This window comes from Patiriisocius hiemis (genome assembly GCF_031846325.1).
GTDB lineage: Bacteria > Bacteroidota > Bacteroidia > Flavobacteriales > Flavobacteriaceae > Patiriisocius_A > Patiriisocius_A hiemis.
Window position 1 is genome coordinate 75,197 of the sequence record NZ_JAVRHZ010000002.1, and the last position, 19,234, is coordinate 94,430.

General features: G+C 36.1%; 9 protein-coding genes and 1 tRNA gene. 6 read left to right on the forward strand and 4 right to left on the reverse strand.

The annotated features are described in order from the left end of the window. Nucleotides 1-413: 413 nt before the first annotated feature. Nucleotides 414-484: transfer RNA gene (locus RM538_RS04575), tRNA-Gln, on the reverse strand. Nucleotides 485-694: 210 nt separating this feature from the next. Here RM538_RS04575 and RM538_RS04580 point away from each other — a divergent pair. Together RM538_RS04580 and RM538_RS04585 are read left to right on the forward strand one after the other, a co-directional pair. Beyond that, nucleotides 695-3,994: a DUF2723 domain-containing protein gene (locus RM538_RS04580; protein ID WP_311332225.1), complete on the forward strand. Its 3,300-nt coding sequence runs from the start codon at nucleotides 695-697 to the stop codon at nucleotides 3,992-3,994. 4 nt (nucleotides 3,995-3,998) lie between these two features. Continuing rightward, nucleotides 3,999-4,619: a polysaccharide deacetylase family protein gene (locus RM538_RS04585; protein WP_311332226.1), complete on the forward strand. Its 621-nt coding sequence runs from the start codon at nucleotides 3,999-4,001 to the stop codon at nucleotides 4,617-4,619. On the opposite strand, the gene RM538_RS04590 is transcribed toward RM538_RS04585, so the two are convergent. Both RM538_RS04590 and RM538_RS04595 read right to left on the reverse strand, forming a co-directional pair. Further along, nucleotides 4,620-4,916, reverse strand: coding sequence for a thioredoxin family protein (locus tag RM538_RS04590; protein ID WP_311332227.1), 297 nt, complete (start codon nucleotides 4,914-4,916; stop codon nucleotides 4,620-4,622). 55 nt (nucleotides 4,917-4,971) lie between these two features. After that, nucleotides 4,972-6,192, reverse strand: coding sequence for a metallophosphoesterase (locus tag RM538_RS04595; RefSeq protein ID WP_311332228.1), 1,221 nt, complete (start codon nucleotides 6,190-6,192; stop codon nucleotides 4,972-4,974). Between the two features lie 113 nt (nucleotides 6,193-6,305). Here RM538_RS04595 and RM538_RS04600 point away from each other — a divergent pair, with 113 nt between their 5' ends. The 4 genes from RM538_RS04600 (at nucleotide 6,306) to RM538_RS04615 (ending at nucleotide 16,440) form a co-directional block, all read left to right on the forward strand. Then, on the forward strand, nucleotides 6,306-9,239 hold the full coding sequence (locus tag RM538_RS04600) for a GH92 family glycosyl hydrolase (protein ID WP_311332229.1): 2,934 nt from the start codon (nucleotides 6,306-6,308) through the stop codon (nucleotides 9,237-9,239). A 9-nt stretch (nucleotides 9,240-9,248) separates the two neighbouring features. Beyond that, a complete protein-coding gene (locus tag RM538_RS04605; RefSeq protein WP_311332230.1) occupies nucleotides 9,249-10,256 on the forward strand; it encodes a glycosylasparaginase in 1,008 nt (335 codons plus the stop codon). A gap of 11 nt (nucleotides 10,257-10,267) precedes the next feature. Next, complete coding sequence (locus RM538_RS04610; protein ID WP_311332231.1) at nucleotides 10,268-11,578, forward strand: sugar MFS transporter; 1,311 nt, start codon at nucleotides 10,268-10,270, stop codon at nucleotides 11,576-11,578. 317 nt (nucleotides 11,579-11,895) lie between these two features. Then, a complete protein-coding gene (locus RM538_RS04615) occupies nucleotides 11,896-16,440 on the forward strand; it encodes a tail fiber domain-containing protein (RefSeq protein WP_311332232.1) in 4,545 nt (1,514 codons plus the stop codon). An 88-nt stretch (nucleotides 16,441-16,528) separates the two neighbouring features. Here the strand turns inward: RM538_RS04615 and cphA are convergent, their stop codons facing one another. Further along, nucleotides 16,529-19,165, reverse strand: coding sequence for a cyanophycin synthetase (gene cphA / locus RM538_RS04620; RefSeq protein WP_311332233.1), 2,637 nt, complete (start codon nucleotides 19,163-19,165; stop codon nucleotides 16,529-16,531). Nucleotides 19,166-19,234 lie beyond the last annotated feature (69 nt).

The window sequence follows — 19,234 nt, forward strand, 5'->3', positions numbered from 1 at the left end:
GAATTAGCGAATGATATAAATATTACCGCCAACTTGTTATATCGTTCTATTTAGTAGCGTTATCCCGTAAATAAGGTAGGATAACATGTGTTTTTTGTTAACGTTATCCTGTAAAGATACCTTAGTTACTTTATTATACAATGCTTTTAATTTTTTATAGAGACTTGCTAAATATAAAGATTAATACTATAAAGTCTAGACAAATAGAAGTGCAATTGTTTCGATTATGGTAGCTATTTTGAAAGTTATTATACCATAATTAAGTAAAACAAAAAATGCCCACCTAGTAGTATTCTTAGATGCTTTTACGATAGAAGTTCTGAAAATTGTAAAATTAAAACTATAATTTTCAGAACTTCTATCACCCACAGTCAAGTGAAACAAAAAACTCCAGCTAAATAGCTGGAGTTTTGTTGTCCCACTAGGACTCGAACCTAGAATGACGGTACCAAAAACCGGAGTGTTACCATTACACCATGGGACAATGTAATTGCGGATGCAAATTTACTACAATCTTTGTTTTCAGCAAATATTTTTTTAGAAAAAAAGTACTAAAACATCTGTATAAAAGTGCTAGTCCCAATTTCCACCCCCATTTTAATAAAATATAACGCTAAATAGGCACGTTAGCATTTTTTTAGCAACACTCTTAGAGAGAATATTAGTAAATTCGCCACAAGTAAAACAAGAAAGTATGCCCAATTTTAATTTTAGTAAATGGAATACCATCGTAGGATGGTCTGTTTTTGCAATCGCACTACTCACCTACTGGTTAACGGTAGAACCTACAGCAAGTTTTTGGGATGCTGGAGAATATATCACCACAGCGAGTAATCTAGAAGTGGGGCACCCACCAGGGGCACCATTGTACCAATTGCTCGGAGCATTTTTCTCTATCTTTGCTATGGAGCCCTCCAATATTGCATTGACTATTAACTTAATGTCTGTTTTTGCGAGTGCCTTTACTATTCTATTTATGTTTTGGTCTATCTCTATTTTACTTAGAAAAATAGTAGGTAAAAACAATGAGTTAAACACCTACAATAGCATCGCTATTATAGGCAGCGCAGCAATTGGAGCACTAGCTTTTACATTTACTGATAGTTTTTGGTATAGTGCTGTAGAGGCCGAAGTATATGCCGCTGCCGCTTTTATAATGTCAGCGTTATTTTATTGTGGTTTACGTTGGGAGCAAGCTATGAATGAACCAAGAGGAAACAAATGGCTTATTCTTATCTGTTTTATTATAGGACTCTCTTTTGGTATTCACTTTATGGGATTACTCACCATCCCTGCAATAGGTTTTCTATACTTCTTTAAAAACTATAAAAAAGTTACCCTTAAAAATTTCATTATTGCCAATGTGGTAGTCGTTGCTATTCTACTTTTTATATTCAAGCTATTATTACCAATGACAATGAAGTTTTTTAGTGCTTCGGAGTTATTTTTTGTAAATAGTATAGGACTTCCTTTTAATTCGGGGTCTATAATTGCTGGTTTACTTTTTATAGCACTCTTCTATTTTGGATTACGCTACACAAGACAAAAAAACTATACGCAAGTTAATACGCTATTACTGTGCATCTTGTTTATTTTTATTGGGTTTTCTAGTTGGTTAATGCTACCTATTCGAGCTAATGCAGGTGTAGTTATTAATGAAAATAATCCTAATAATGCTAGAGAATTACTAGCATACTACAACAGAGAACAATATCCAGAAACGCACTTGTTTTATGGCCCTCTTTTTACTGAAACCTATGCAGGTTTAGACCCAGACAACCCTTATAAAGACGACAAGCCTAAATATGAAAAAGACGAAGAAGCTGGCAAGTATGTAATTGTAAACGATTACAAAAATGCAAGCCAGAATACAGATGATGCCCACAAGGCAATATTACCAAGGATGTGGAGCTTAGAGAACAATAAAAATTATATAGAATTTGCTGGAGGCTTAGATTTTTCAATAAAACGCGAATATCGAAATGAGCCCCGACTTGTTGAAGAAGTCAATAGGTTTAAACAAGCATATAACGAAGGTCTTGTAGATGGCGAGAATTACGATAGTTTTTTAAGGGACTTTGGCCCATTCCTAGATGTAGAAAAACCCTCGCTTTGGGATAATCTATCCTTTATGTTTGAGTTTCAGTTTGGATATATGTATTGGCGATATTTTATGTGGAATTTTGCCGGACGGCAAGATGATGTACAAGGGCAATACACAGATTTGCATGGAAATTGGATAAGCGGTATCGACTTTATTGATTCAATGAGATTAGGCTCTCAAGATAACCTTCCAAGTGATATAGAGTATAACAAAGCAAGAAACACCTACTACTTTTTACCGCTCATTATTGGGATATTAGGATTAGTTTTTCATTTTAAAGAAAACCCTAAAAACTTTTGGGTATTACTCGTCTTTTTCTTGTTCACAGGATTAGCCCTAAAAGTGTACCTCAACGAACGGCCTTTTGAGCCCAGAGAACGTGACTATGCCTTAGTTGGTTCGTTTTACGTATTTGCGATGTGGATAGGTTTTGGGGTCTATGCTTTGTATGATATGCTTAAAGATTATTTAAAACCAAAGCTTGTGCTACCTATTGTGCTTGGGGTAACCATGCTTGCCGCTCCCGTTTTATTAGCTTCACAAAACTGGGATGACCATGACCGCTCTAACAGATATACTGCTAGAACAATGGGTAAAATGTACCTCGACTCTGTTGATGAGAACGCAATTATTTTCACCATTGGAGATAATGATACCTTTATGTTATGGTATCTTCAAAATATAGAAGAATACAGACAAGATGTGCGGATTGTTAATACCAGCTTATTTCAAACAGATTGGTATATAGACGACATGAAGAAAAAAGCATATACAAGTGATCCTATACCATCACAATTAACACATGATAAATACAAATATGGTACTCGAGACTTCTTGTTTTATCAGGAAACTAAAAGAGACACGTTAGACATAAATACCTGGATGGACTTTGTAGCAGATGATAGCCCTAAAACTAAGGTAGAATTACAAAGCGGGCAGTTTGCAAACACATTTCCTTCAAAAGTTATTAGGATTCCAGTAGATAAAGAAGCTGTTCTTAAAAATGGAATAGTAAAACCTGAAGATGCAGATAAAATAGTTCCTTACATAGATATTACGCTTAAAGGTGATGTGCTCTATAAAAACAGATTGTTAATGCTAGATGTTATAGCTAATAACAATTGGGAGCGTCCTATATACTTTAGCGGTGGTGCTTTTGGAGATGATGATTATATCTGGATGAAAGACTATTTACAACTTGATGGTGTGGTCTATAAGTTGGTTCCAATTAAAACACCTGTTGACCCAAGAAATCCTTTTGATATGGGAAGAATAGATAGTGAAAAGATGTACGATATTGTAAAGTCTTGGGAATGGGGTAATAGTGGTAGCCCAGACATTTATCATGATGTAGAAACACGTAGAAATTCTATTACGTACCGAAGTAATCTTGCTCGTCTTGCTGAAACGTTAATTAATGAAGGAAAGCTTGAAAAGGCAGAAGAAATCTTAGACCTCGCTATGGAGAAAATGCCCGTTAAGTACTTTACATACTACTCTTTGTTAGAGCCATATGTTTTAGGATACTATGAAGTTGGCAATCCCGAAAGGGCAAGAGAAATTTATCAAGAAGTTGCAAAAGTATATCAAGAAAAACTTGAGTACTATAGCGGCATGAAGATAAGAAACCAATATCCTATTGCGGATGAAATTATTAGTGATATGGAACGATATCGCGGTCTAATTGATATCTTAATCATTATGGATAAGGAGGAGTATGCTAGACCTGAAGCTTCAACCTTTAATAATTATCTAAAGTTATTCCGTCATTTCTATACTCCAGAAGAAGGAATAGATATAGACAAAACTAAAGAAGCTGAGGACTCCATATTAGACATAATGCTAGACCCTGAAGCTGCAGAGCTACTTGAGGAAAACCCAATAAATTAATACCGTGAAATGGTATTTTGTTAAAACGCCCAAATTTTTTAAATGGATATATCCTAAAAGAATTTGGGCGTTTTCAAACACAGAAAAGCCACATCTTACTTTTGATGACGGACCTATACCAGAAGTAACGCCTTGGGTATTAGATGAGCTTAAAAAACATAATGTAAAAGCTACTTTTTTTTGCATTGGAGAAAATATTGCCAAACATCCAGAAATTTTTAAACGTATTATTGTAGAAGGTCATCAAATAGGTAATCACACGTATAATCACCTTAATGGTTGGAAAACAGATACAGACAAGTATCTAGAAAATGTAGTGAAATGTGAAACTGAAATACAGAAACACACCTCAAAAAACTACACTAAACTCTTTCGCCCACCTTACGGAAAGCTTTCTTTTAAACAAGCAAAATTAATACTTTTAGAGGGCTATAAAATTTTAATGTGGAGCACACTTAGTGGCGATTTTGACACTTCAATTTCAAAAGAAAAGTGTTTAGAAAATACATTATCGGGTTTAAAAAATGGACGTATTATTATCTTTCATGATAGTTTAAAAGCAGAAAAAAACCTTCGGTATGTATTACCCAAAGTATTAGAGAAAATTTCGGTAAGCAAGAAGTAACTAAACGTATTCCTTAATTAAACCAATAAGTGTATTGGCATCTTGCTCTCCACTTTGGCGCCATTTCATTTCGCCATTTTTATAAATCATAAGGGTTGGTAGCCCTTTTACTCTAAGAGCTTCGGCAAGTTCTTGATTTTTTTCAACATCAATTTTAATAACTTTTGCCTTATCACCCATAGCAGCTGCTACATCTCTTAAAACAGGGTGCATCCCTTTACAGGCTTCGTCCCATTCTGCATAAAAGTCTAGCAAAACAGGAATACTGTTTTCAATTAATTCTCCAAATTTTGACATAAGCCTAATTAGATTATAGGAAAAATAGTACTACAAATATAGTATTTCCGCTTAATTAAGCAGAATTTACTCTTTTTTTAAGTTTAATTACTGTTATTTCTGGCCATATCCCCACTCTTCCCGGGTAGCCTAAATACCCAAATCCTCTATTTACATTAATGTATCTCCCTAGCTCTTCATAAATTCCAGCCCAGTTTTCATATCTATACTTTACGGGGCTCCACTTAAACCAGCCTGGGATTTCTATACCAAACTGCATTCCATGAGTGTGACCACTTAATGTAAGCTGAAAGTTTCTATCATCTTCCTTTACTTGTGCCTTCCAATGAGATGGGTCGTGACTAAGTAGAATTTTAAAGTCTTCGGTAGTTACTTCTTCACATGCTTTATCTAAATCGCCCGCTTTTTTAAAACCTCCTTCGCCCCAGTTTTCTACTCCTATTAATTTTATAGCCTCCCCTTTTCTCTCAAGTGTTCTATTTTCATTAAGTAATAAATCCCAGCCCATTTCACGTTGTATACCTTTTAATTTTGCAAGGTTTACACTTTTATCATCCTCAGTATTCCAACGTACATAGTCCCCGTAATCATGATTTCCTAAAACAGAATATACTCCATCTTTAGCTGTAAGGGTTCCAAAAATGGCTTTCCAGTCATCCATTTCACTTGCAAGATTATTAACCAAATCTCCTGTAAAAAGAATAATGTCACTCTTTTGTTCATTAATTAAATTAACAGCATATTCTACCTTGTTTTTATTATCAAAACTACCACTATGGATGTCACTAATTTGAGTTAGCGTAAACCCATCAAAAGCCTCTGGTAAATCATCAAATTCTAAGGCGTACTTTAATACTTTGTAGTTGTATTTTCCTTTAAACATTCCGTAAAGCAAAGAAGAAAAGGGAATAGCTGCTATTCCTAAAGCTAGGGTGCTTACAAATTTTCTTCTTGAAGGCATATAAAAAGATTCATTACCCCCACCTATTTTGGAAAATATTCCTACAAAGAGCCGGACAACATCTTCCCCAAACATAAAAATAGTTAAGAACAGTTTTGGAATGAAAAAAGCTAGAAAAAAACCAAAAATATACATCAGTTTTGGATTTGTTCTAGACTCTCCTGAAGAAAGAGCGTAAATAAAAAGTGCCAATACAGCAATAGAACTTACAACGTATAACCCATATATCAAGCTATTTTTTGATACTGTTCGTAAAGCTTGAAAGGCGTAAATATCTACAAGAATATAGATAACAATAAAAATAATCCAGCGCATGTGGTATCCAAAAACTTTTGATGAAATTCTAAAGATACTACACTTTAAAACCTCTTATTTGAAATTCACTTATTTTTAACGCTTTTTGTACCTTTCGGTTATAATTCTATCTAATGAAACACAGCTTACCTCTTCTTATTCTTTTTATCTTGCTTTTTAGTTGCAACACTTCAACAAAAGAGGCTCCAGCCACAAAATCAAAATCCTTAACAAGTTATGTAAACCCATTTATAGGTACCGGTGGCCATGGGCATACCTACCCTGGAGCTACAATGCCTTTTGGGATGATGCAATTAAGTCCAGATACTCGACTCGACGGCTGGGATGGTTGTAGTGGTTATCATTATACAGACTCGTACATTTATGGTTTTTCTCATACTCATTTAAGTGGCACAGGAGTTAGCGATTACGGTGACATATTACTAATGCCTACTAACAAACTAGTTTTTAACAATGGCGCAGATGGTAAAGAAGGATATCGCGCTCATTTTTCTCATAATAATGAAGAAGCCTTACCAGGGTATTACAAAGTGCAATTAGATTCAACCAATATAAATGTAGAACTAACCGTGACCGCTAGAGCAGGAATGCACAAATATCAATTTCCTTCTTCTGAAAATCAATACACTATTTTAGACTTAGTACATCGTGATAAGGTATTAGACGCTAAAATTGAAAAAATATCTAATACTGAGATTTCTGGTTATCGTTTTTCAGATGCCTGGGCCAAAGACCAGCGTTTGTTTTTCAATATTAAAACATCACATCCATTTATTGATGTTTTGCAATCTCCTCCAGCTACAGGTCTGCCCGGGGCAAGAAGGATATCACTACAATTTATAAACCCAAATAATGAACCTGTTTATATTTCTATAGGAATTTCGGCAGTAGATGTTGAAGGAGCTAAACAAAACAGAATACAAGAACTTAAGGAAAAATCCTTTGAGGAGATAAAACAAGAAGCCAATGATACTTGGGAAAAACAACTTGAAAAAATTGTTGTTGAAGGTACTAACGAAGATGATAAAACTAACTTTTACACATCGCTTTATCATACCATGCTAGCCCCTAATCTTTATCAAGATGTAGATGGACGTTACAGGGGGATGGATTTAGAAATTCATAAAACCACAGATTTTGACTACTACACGGTATTTTCACTTTGGGACACCTATCGCGCTGCCCACCCACTCTACACTATTATTGAGCAAGAACGCACTATCGACTTTATAAATACATTTTTAGCAAAATATGATGAAGGAGGCATTATGCCTATCTGGGATTTATCGGCTAACTACACAGGTTGCATGATTGGGTATCATGCCGTTCCCGTAATTGCAGATGCCTACCTTAAAGGAATTGATGGCTTTGATGCAAAAAAAGCTTTTGCAGCAATGAAACACTCTGCAACACGAGATAAACTAGGATTAGAAAGCTATAAATCTTTTGGTTTTATTCCTGTGGAAGAAGAAAGCGAAAGTGTATCAAAAACCTTAGAATATGCCTACGATGATTGGACTATAGCACAAATGGCAAAAGCGCTTAATATGCCTGAAGACTATAAGCTATACACTCAACGTGCACAGTTTTACAAAAATAGTTACGACCCAAAAAGTAGATTTATGAGAGGACGTTTTCGAAATACGTGGTTTGCACCTTTTGACCCTTTTGAAGTAAACTTTAATTATACAGAAGCCAATGCTTGGCAATACAGTTTATATACTCCACAAGATGTAAATGGTCATATTGAACTCATGGGAGGGAAACAAAAGTTTACGGCACATCTTGATGAATTATTTAGTGCAAAGACTGAAACTTCTGGAAGAGACCAAAAAGATATTACAGGACTTATTGGTCAATACGCACACGGAAATGAACCCAGTCACCACATGGCATACTTATATAACTTTGTAAATAAGCCAAGTAAAACACAAGAAAAAGTAAGAGAAATACTCACCACACTTTATACTAACGAGCCAGATGGAATTAGCGGAAATGAAGACTGTGGACAAATGAGCGCTTGGTATATTTTTAGTTCCGTAGGCTTTTATCCCGTAACACCAGGAAGCAATCAATACATTATGGGAGCACCACTTTTTGATAAGGCCACAATTAATTTAGAATCTGGAAAGCAATTTACTGTTGTTGCTAATAATAATTCAGAAGAAAATAAATACGTAGCATCTGTCACATTAAATGGAAACCAACTTAATAGAAGCTACCTGTACCATAAGGAAATTATGGAGGGTGGAACACTAGTTTATGAAATGACCTCAACCCCTTCAAGTTGGGGAACAAAAGATGAAGAAGTACCTACTTCAAAAATTACAGAACACTTAATAACTCCTGTTCCTTATATTTCTGAAGGCGATGTGGCTTTCAAAAATGAAACAACCATAGCACTTAGTAATATTGATAAAGAAGCACATATTTACTATCGCTTAAATACCGAAGAGTATATAGAATACAAAGAACCATTTACAATTTCTGAAGCCACTTTACTTAGTGTGTATGCAGAAAAAGATGGGGTTAAAAGTAGTAGTATTAAAACTCAGTTTTATAAAATTGACCCAAACCTTAGTATTACATTAGAAAGTGAATATGCCAACCAATATAATGGAGGAGGCAAAAACGCCCTTATTGATGGTATAAGAGGAGCTAGAGACTTTAGAACAGGTGCTTGGCAAGGGTATCAAGACACAGATGTAGTTGCTATAGTAGACCTTGGAAAAGTAAAACCTATAGAGGATATTACTGTTAACTTTTTACAAGACCAACGTAGTTGGATTTTTTATCCTACTGAAGTTTCTTGTTATGTATCAGACAACCCAAACAACTTCTACAAGGAGCTACCAAAACAAACTATTGACAGTAAAACACCTAACGAAAACACCGAAATTAAAAATGTTACCTTTAGCATGAGAGGGTATAGCGCTCGCTATGTGAAAATTGTAGCAAAAAATTTAGGTGACTTACCTTCATGGCATTTAGGACACCCTTACAATGGAAAAGCTTGGATTTTTGTTGATGAAATTGAAGTAAAATAACAACAGTAAATGAAACGTAGAAAATTTATACAAAATGCATCATTAAGTAGTTTAGGCGTTGTAGCAGGAGCTTCAGTTATTGGATGTAAGGAAAATAAAGAAGCAACTAGCACTTTAGCTTCAGAAGAAGTAACATCTAACACTATTGTAAAACCCTTAGTAATTGCAACTTGGAATGTAAATAATGCAACTGCAAAAGCTTGGGAAGCACTTCAACAGGGAAAATCTGCTTTAGATGCTGTAGAGCAAGGATGTAGAGTAGAAGAAGCAGACCCAAAAAACCAAAGTGTAGGTTATGGCGGTCTACCAGATAGAGATGGAAGAGTAACATTAGATGCGTGCATTATGAACAAAGATGGAGATTATGGTGCTGTGGTTTGTATGCAAAACATTATGCACCCCGTTAGTGTGGCAAGAAAAGTTATGGAAGATACTCCACATGTATTATTAGCTGAAGTTGGTGCTGAAGAATTTGCAGTTTCTCAAGGTTTTGAGAAAACAAACCTATTAACAGAGGCTTCAAAAAAGGCTTGGGAAGAATGGAAAAAAACATCTCTTTACAAACCTATTATCAATATTGAAAACCATGACACTATTGGGATGCTTGCCATAGATAAAAATGGCGATATCTCTGGAGCTTGCACTACAAGTGGTTTAGCTTATAAAATGGCAGGACGTATTGGAGATTCACCTATTATAGGTTCTGGTTTATTTATTGACAATGAAGTTGGAGGTGCTACAGCAACTGGACTTGGGGAAGCTGTCTTAAAAACAGTAGGGAGTTTTTTAATTGTAGAATTAATGCGAAATGGGATGTCTCCTCAAAAAGCCTGTGAAGAAGCAATAGGTAGAATCATTAAAAAAAATCCTAATTATGAGGATTTCCAGATTGGATACATTGCCGTAAATAAAAAAGGAGAAACTGGTTCCTATTCTATTCATGAAGGTTTTTGGGTGACTAAGTATGTAAATGATAAAAACACTAATACTGCCTCAGAATTTTACAATAAAAAATAACCAATTACCACATGAGCTCATCTAAAAACTATCGTTCTGCCTTTATTATTGTTACTGTTCTTTTTTTTCTTTGGGGTTTTATTACAGTACTTGTAGATAGTCTTATTCCAAGATTAAAAGATGTTTTTGAACTTTCAAACTTTCAAGCAGTATTAGTGCAGTTTGCTTTTTTTGGTGCTTTTTTTATTTTTTCTGTGCCTGCTGGGTGGTTACTTTCAAAAATTGGGTACCAAAAAGGAATTGTATTAGGCTTAGCTGTAATGGCAATAGGCTGTGTATTATTTTCTCCAGCCGCATCAGAACGTATATTTACATTATTTCTTTTAGGCTATTTTATATTGGCAGCAGGTATTACCATTTTACAAGTGGCAGCTAATCCCTATGTAGCTGTACTAGGAAGTGAAGATGGAGCCTCAAGTAGATTAAACCTATCGCAAGCATTTAACTCTTTAGGTACTGCTATTGCTCCCATAATTGGTGCATCTTTTTTATTAAGTGATACTATTATGTCTAGTGAGGCGATTAGTAAACTCTCAGAAGAAGCTCAAAACGAATACTACATTAACGAAGCTTCAGCAGTCTCTGGTCCTTTTTTAATTCTAGCTGCAAGTATTGCAGTTCTTGCTCTAGTGTTTATAGCCATCAAGCTTCCCAAAATTCTAGAAAAAAGTCCAAAAGATGGGTATATAAAACTACTTTCAAATAAGTATGTTCTAATGGGTGTTTTAGGGATTTTTCTATATGTAGGTTCTGAAGTAGCAATTGGCAGTTTTTTGGTACTTTACTTTATGGATATGAACTTAGCTGAAATTATTTCGGAGAATGGTATTTTAAACAGTTTCGCCTCTTATATAATAAGTAAAGACATATCTAACGTAGATGCAAAAGCTATTGTAGGTGCTTTTGTTTTTTTATATTGGACTGGAGCTATGGTTGGAAGGTTTGTAGGGTCCTATCTTACACAACTTATAAAGCCAGCCAAAGTGTTGAGTATTTTCGCTTCGCTTGCAATACTAATGATAATTGTATCTGTGAGTAGTATTGGAGTACTATCTATGTTTGCTATTCTTGCAGTTGGATTATTTAATTCCATAATGTTTCCTACTATTTTTACTTTAACATTAGAAGGACTTGGTGATTTAAAACCACAAGCTTCTGGTTTACTATGTATGGCTATTGTTGGAGGTGCTATTATTCCTCCATTATATGGTTTACTAGCAGACAATGTAGGCTTTAAAATTGCATTTATATTAATCATAGCTTGTTATGGCTATATCTTATTTTTTGGTTATAAAAAACAGAAAATCAAAAGCTTAGCATAACGTTTTACACTCTATGATTTCATTGATTTTTGCTTAAAAGGATAAAGAAGTCCAATAATATTTTGTAATTTCGTACTACATAAGTAGGTTGATTCCTCTTTGGGGTCAATCAAATTTGGGGCGAAAAGTCATCACATGTGGTGACTTTTCTTTATTTAAAAGAATTCATAACAGAATACCCATATTTTATATCCCTCTATGAAATCATAGAGGTTTTTTCTTTTTCGCTACTATATTTTTGAAATCACCAAATTAAACTTTTTTGCCCTTTACCAATCCCTACTTAGCTGTGGTTTACACCTAAATATACCATAGTTATGAAAATACGTTTACTAATTACACTTTTTAGTCTAACAAGTGTTCTATCCTACTCCCAAGTAGGAATTAATACAATTACCCCACAAGCTCAATTAGATATTGTTGCAGGAAATACCCCTTCAGAAAAGGATGGTATTTTAATCCCTCGATTAGATGAATACCCAACAGGTGTAGGAACCAACCAAGATGGAATGCTTGTATTTATTACAGGCAATGGCACACCTACAAAAGGTTTTTACTATTGGGACAATGTTGGATCGGCTTGGGTTCCTGTTAGTGGTGCGGGTGGAAGTGATGCAGACTGGAATATAAACGGAACTTCAACAAGTCCTACCTCTATTAATGATAACATTTACACCCTTGGTAATGTAAAAATTGGACTCAATAATACTACTGAAACATCACGTTTTTATGTAAATAGTGATCTAGCAACAACTAATAGTGGTATTAGAAATATAATGAGTGGAAATGACGATACTGTAATTAGTTATGGTATTTATAATCAAGGTTCAATTACAGATGCACTACGTCATGCAGGGTTTCATAATGTTATTGGAGGAACAACAGATAACACGTTGTATGGTATTGAAAATAGAATGGTTGCTACTGGAAGTGGTCCTAAGACGGCTATTGTAAACGAATTTGACCTTAGTGCGCCTCAAGGATCAAAACTAGGAGTATTAAATAGATTTGAAGGAGGAGATAGCTTTGTAACTGGCGTAAGAACTGAAGCACCTGGAGCTTGGTCTGTAACTGGTACGTTAACGGGTGTTGAAAATGATTTGAGTGCTGGAGGAAATGGAGTGCGTTACGGTGTTAGAAATATTATTAACGGTTTAGGAACGGGAGCAAAGTACGGCTCATTTAATAATATTGGAAGCACCGCAGGAGGTACTCACTATGGGGTTTATTCAGATGTAAGAAAAGCAAATAGTTATGCTGGCTTTTTTATTGGTAGAATGTCGCTAGGTACAGATGGTGTTCTTAATAGGTATCTTATGCCAGCAGCAGATGGTACTGCTGGACAAGTAATGACCACAGATGGAAGTGGAAATGTTACATTTCAAGACGCTACAGGAGGGGGTACTCTAGATGAAGCTTACGATTTTGGAGGTGCAGGAGCTGGTAAAAATATTATTGCCGACACGGGTGCTTTAAGAGTTGATGGAGAAGATGGTTTTTTAGTTACAGGAACTTTTGGAAGCGGTGATGCAATTGACACAGAAATAACCGGCACAGGAACTCGTATGTTTTTTAACCCCAGAAAAGCAGCCTTTAGAGCAGGATACTCTGAAGATGCACGTTGGGACGATGCAAACATTGGTGACTATTCATTTGCTGTAAACAGGAGAAGTTTAGCCTCTGGTTTTGGTTCAATTTCGTTAGGGTACGATAGTGAAGCAACTGGAGATTATTCTTTTGTAGCAGGAAACAATAGTGCTGCAAGTGGAGATAATTCATTTGCATTTGGTCTAAACTCGTACACTAATAACTCTAATCATGCAGTAGTATTTGGAAATGTTGCAAATGCTCGGGATGATTATTCTTGGGCAATTGGAAGTGGAGTAAATTCATATGGTGTGCATAGTTTTGCAAAAGGAGAAGGAGTTACCTCCTACTCTTATGGAGAAACCGTTTTTGGTTTTTATAATACATCCTATACAGCAAATTCTACAACCGCTTTTGATGCAGCCGATAGGTTATTTGTATTAGGGAACGGAGTTGGTGCAACCCCTAGCAATGCACTAATTATCTACAAGGACGGTAGAATGAATATTAATGATGCCTACACCATAACAAATACCGATGGTACCAATGGCCAGGTGTTGACAACTGATGGAGGTGGTAATGTAACTTTTCAAGATGCAACTGGAGGAGGAACACTAGACGATGCTTACGACTTTGGTGGTGCTGGGACTGGAAGAGCAATTACTGCAGACAATGGCGCCGTTGACATTCAAGGAGCTGGAGGACTTCGTGTAGAAGGAAATATCTCCGCTGCCTCAAATATTTTTCATGATGGCGATACGAATACTTTTATGAGCTTTACCCCAGATCGAGTTCAGTTTGATGCAGGTGGTAGGAATTATATCGACATCCAGCACGCAAATGAAGAAATTGCTTTTAACGAAGACAGTACTGAAAGTGATTTTAGGGTTGAAAGCGGCACTAATCAAAATATGTTTTTTGTTGATGGTAGCAGGAATAGAATTGGAATAGGGACAAATACGCCTGGAACAACATTACATATTGGTACATTGAATAATTTTAATACAAATATTGGTGTCACAGGACAAGATGCCATTTTTATTAGAGGAAGTGAAACTTCAGGTTTAAATGAAGTTGGAGGCTCTATAGCTTTTGGTGGAGCACACCCAGCAAGAGACAATTCTAGGAGAGCTGCTATTGCCTCGATGCAAACAGGCATAGATGAAGATAATGTGGGTTTAGCTTTTTATATACACCCTGGACCTGTAAATACAAATCCAATGGAAGAAGCAATGCGTATTACGCATCAAAAATATCTTGGAATTAATAACATAAGCCCTTCAGCTACCTTAGACGTAGTTGGAACAATGCAGTTTGTGGATGGTAATGAAGCTAATGGATATGTTCTTGCTTCAGATGCAAATGGGAATGCTACATGGACAGATCCTAACACACTCAACTCTGGGGATTTTGATTGGCTAACTACAGCCGGTGCCTCCTCAACATCGATTTCAGATAATATTTATACTAACGGCTCTGTATCAATAAACACTACTACAACTTTTGGAGACTTTAATATTTCTCACAACGAAGCCTCTGATGGAACTACCGATTATCTTCAATATAACTCAGTTAGTAACTCAGGAAACGATAACAAAATTATTTTGTATAACACATTCGGCTCTTCTCAAGCTGGAGACAACACCGCTATTTACAATCTAATGATAGGGAATGGGAGTGGAACTTACAAAGGGTTACACAATTATTCATACGCTTCTGTTACAGGAGATATCTATGGAATGTATAATGTTTTTTCAGCAACTGGCGGAGGGGATCACTATGGTGCTAGAAACCTTTTAAGTGGTACAGGAAGCGGCACCAAGTATGGTACATATAATATTATTAATTCTACTGCCGGTGGTACTCATTATGGTGTATATTCAAGTGCACTAAAATCTAACAGTTTTGCAGGTTACTTTTTAGGAAATTTGGCCATTGGAACTACAACAGCTAACACATATATTTTACCTGCATCACGTGGAACCAATGGACAGACTATGCAAACCGATGGCACAGGTAATGTTAGTTGGGTAGATCCGGTAACTTCAGAATGGACAGATGGTGGTACATTTCTATATCCTACAGATGGAACAACAGAAGATGTAGTCATCGGACAAAATACATCGGGTACTGGTAGATTGAGTATCGATGCTGGCACCAAGGCAACGAGTATAAAAACCAACAAAGTAGGAAGTTTTGCAGGATTACACTTCGGCGTGGATAACTATGTTTCTAATAGTGGCGGGGGTGCAAGTATTGGTGTAAACAATCTTATTGAAGGAACTGGCGGGAGTAATTTACGTTACGGAACTCGTACTATAATAAATGGTTCATCGACACCTTCAGCTGTTTCGCATTATGGAAGTTATAACCAAGTTAATACAACAGGAACAGGATTTAGATATGGAACCTACAATGAAATTGCGGCTACAGCAGGAGGCACACACTATGGTACGTATAACCAAGTTTCGACTACTAGTGGGTGGGCCGGCTACTTTTTAGGCAAAAACTATGTGTCTGAGTCTATAGGTATTAATAACCCAAACCCAGATGGACGTCTTGATATTATACATAATAGTACAGGCTCCTCTTCTCCACATATTATGTTGACAGCTCAAAATGCAAATACAGGAACGCGCATTACTTTTGACAATGCTGTTGAAACCACAAACAATTGGGTGCTTTTTGCACGCTCAGATAATGCAGCAAATGGCGGAACATTTAATATTTTTTCAAGTGAAGCTGGAGCTAATGTAATACGGCTTGATAGTGATGGTAAAATGGGTGTTATGCGAAATCCAGTAACCAATACTTTAGAAGTACAAGGCGATGCATCCAAAACCACAGCGGGTTCATGGTTAGCTAATAGTGACAGAAGGCTAAAGAAAAATATTGTTTCTATAAAAGGAGAAACTGCGCTTGATAAAATTGAAAAGATGCGGGGAGTTACCTATGAGTGGAATGATGACAAAACAGGTTCCAACCGACCAAAAGGATTACAATACGGATTCATTGCTCAAGAGCTGATGAAAGTTTTTCCAGAAAAAGTAACTAAGGACAATCTTGGTTTTTATCAAACTGCTTATGGTGATTACGACCCTCTTTTTGTTGAAGCAATAAAAGAACTTAAAAAAGAATTGCAAACGCTTTCTGAAGAAAACGAACAATTAAAAAAACAATTAGCAAAATATGAAAGTCTAGAGGCACGTCTCTTGGCATTAGAAAACGGGAATAAAATAAACCCAAAAGAAACAAAAGTAACAGCAGAAAAATAAAATGGATTTTGACTGGCGCATCTAACTAATCCAAATAGATGTAAATAAAAGACCGCTCTTCTAAAAGCGGTCTTTTAAATTTTATAAACTATTGAGAAAAAACCTTCTCACCCGCAGCTTCTTGTGCTTTAAATTTTTGTACTAAATCTAAGGCATCTGGCACCACATCACTACACAAAATAATAAGCGAATCCTTTTTTGCATTATTAACAGCAAATGTTATTGCTTCTTTTTCTGAAGGAATAATCGTGGTTTTCATTTTTGGATTTTTCATTTTAATACCATCATCTAGCATCTTAATGAGTTCTTCTTCTGTTTTACCTCGTAAACGTTTGTCTTGTCTGATAATGATTTCGTCACTCATTTCAGCAGCAATACTTCCTATCATATTATTATCTTCTTCTCTCCTATCTCCAATTCCTGCAATGATACAAACCTTATGGCTGGCGTCAAGCTCATCTGAAAAATCTTTTAATGCTCTCATCCCCGCTGGGTTGTGAGCATAATCTAGTAAGATTTTAAAGTTTTTAAATTTAAATAAGTTAAGACGTCCAGGAGTTTGTGAAGCTGATGGAATAAACGTTTCTAAAGCTGCCTTCATATCTTCAATACTAATACCTCTAACATTGGCGGCAATGACAGCAGCCAATACATTCTGAATCATAAATTTGGCCTTACCTCCATAGGTTAACGGGATATCTTCGGCTTTCATAATTCGCATTTTCCAAGCACCTCTGCATAGGGTTACATACCCATTTTCATAAACAGCAGTTATTCCTCCTTTACGCTGTAGTGCTTGTACTCTAGGGTTATTTTCATCCATTGAGAATAAGGCAAGATTGCAATCTATATTTCTACGCATATCATACACAAGATCATCATCTGCATTTAAAATTGCATGTCCGTCTGGTAATACTGTTTCTGGTATCACCCCTTTTACTCTTGCTAATTGCTCTATGGTATGAATCCCTTTTAAACCTAAATGATCTGCAGCTACATTAGTTACAACAGCAACATCACAATTTCCAAAACCAAGCCCAGCTCTAAGCAGACCCCCTCTAGCACATTCTAAAACAGCAAAGTTTACTGTAGGGTCTTTTAATACAAACTCCGCACTAGCAGGCCCAGTGCAGTCTCCCGTCATTAACAATCTGTTTTGGATATACACACCATCACTTGTGGTATAGCCCACTCTATATCCCTTCATTTTTGCCATATGTGCAATAAGACGGCTTGTAGTTGTTTTTCCATTTGTTCCTGTGATAGCAACAATAGGGATTCTACCAGTATCACCTTGTTGCGGAAATAATTTGTCTACAACTGGAGCGGCAACATTTCTAGGTAATCCTGTTGTGGGTGCTAAGTGCATTCTAAATCCTGGTCCAGCATTAACCTCAAGTACCGCGCCTCCAGTTTCAGAAAGAGGCTTAGTAATATCTGTTGTCATAATATCAATCCCACAAATATCAAGGTCTATAATTTTACTTATACGTTCTGCCATAGAAACATTAGCAGGGTGTACAATATCTGTTATATCTTCAGCTGTACCTCCAGTACTTAAGTTGGCTGTATCTTTTAGTATTAACATCTCTCCTTCTGGAATAACAGAATCTACTGTATAACCAGCGTCTTTAAGTATTGTTTTTGTTAGGTCATTAATAGTTATTTGAGTTAACACATTTTCATGTCCATACCCACGACGAGGATCTTTATTTACTTCGTCAACTAACTCTTCTACGGTTGATTTTCCGTCACCAATAACATGAGCAGGTGTCCGTTTTGCTGCAGCAACAAGCACGTTATTAATAACTAATAGTCTATGGTCTTCTCCTGTAATATATTTTTCTACAATTACTCTTCTACTTACCTCTTTTGCAGCATGGAAAGCAACAAGTGCATCTTCATAATTTTGAATATCAACTGTGATTCCTCTTCCGTGATTCCCGTCTATAGGCTTGATGACTAAAGGGTAACTAACATAACGACAAGCGTCTTCAAGGCTTCGCTCTCTAGAAATAATATCTCCTCTAGGAACCTCAACCTCAGCCTGTTCCAACAGGTATTTAGTATCTTCTTTATCACATGCTAATTCAACTCCAATAGATGACGTCTCGCTAGTTACAGTTGCTTGAATTCTTTTTTGGTTGGCTCCATACCCTAATTGCACAAGCGAATATTGATTAAGTCTAATCCAAGGAATGCCTCTGCTTTCAGCTTCTTCAACAATAGAACCTGTACTAGGACCTAATCTTGCTTTTTCTCGGAGCTCACGCATACGCTGGATATCTGGTTCTAGGTCATATTCTTCACCTGCAATTAAAGCTTCGCAAATTTTAACAGAAGCTTCAGCTGCATAACGTCCTACATTTTCTTCCATATAGGAGAATACTACATTATACACACCTCTTTCTCCATAATCACGAGTTCTTCCAAAGCCAGTATCCATACCAGCAAGGGTTTGTATCTCTAGGGCAATGTGCTCTATAATATGCCCCATCCAAGTACCATCATCTACACGCTGAAAAAAACCGCCTGGTTCACCAACACTACATCTATGAGAATACATAGAAGGAAACATCTTTTTAAGACGATCGCTAAACCCAGGTACTTTATCGCTTGGAAAGTCTTCCATTTTTTCTAAGTCAAGCACCATTACTATTAATTTATGACGACGTACAGACCAATAGTTAGGACCTCGCATAGCATTTATTTCGCGAATTTTCATATAGGGTTAGTTTATTATATTAATAACTGAAAGTTTATAAATATATAGATTTTTTTACTAACAAAACCC

What these genes read in the sequence shown, in the direction of transcription:
- RM538_RS04615 (WP_311332232.1), top strand. Translation starts at nt 11,896, where the DNA reads ATGAAAATACGTTTACTAATTACACTTTTTAGTCTAACAAGTGTTCTA.
- RM538_RS04580 (WP_311332225.1), top strand. Translation starts at nt 695, where the DNA reads ATGCCCAATTTTAATTTTAGTAAATGGAATACCATCGTAGGATGGTCT.
- RM538_RS04605 (WP_311332230.1), top strand. Translation starts at nt 9,249, where the DNA reads ATGAAACGTAGAAAATTTATACAAAATGCATCATTAAGTAGTTTAGGC.
- RM538_RS04595 (WP_311332228.1), bottom strand. Translation starts at nt 6,192, where the DNA reads ATGCGCTGGATTATTTTTATTGTTATCTATATTCTTGTAGATATTTAC.
- RM538_RS04590 (WP_311332227.1), bottom strand. Translation starts at nt 4,916, where the DNA reads ATGTCAAAATTTGGAGAATTAATTGAAAACAGTATTCCTGTTTTGCTA.
- RM538_RS04600 (WP_311332229.1), top strand. Translation starts at nt 6,306, where the DNA reads ATGAAACACAGCTTACCTCTTCTTATTCTTTTTATCTTGCTTTTTAGT.
- RM538_RS04610 (WP_311332231.1), top strand. Translation starts at nt 10,268, where the DNA reads ATGAGCTCATCTAAAAACTATCGTTCTGCCTTTATTATTGTTACTGTT.
- cphA (WP_311332233.1), bottom strand. Translation starts at nt 19,165, where the DNA reads ATGAAAATTCGCGAAATAAATGCTATGCGAGGTCCTAACTATTGGTCT.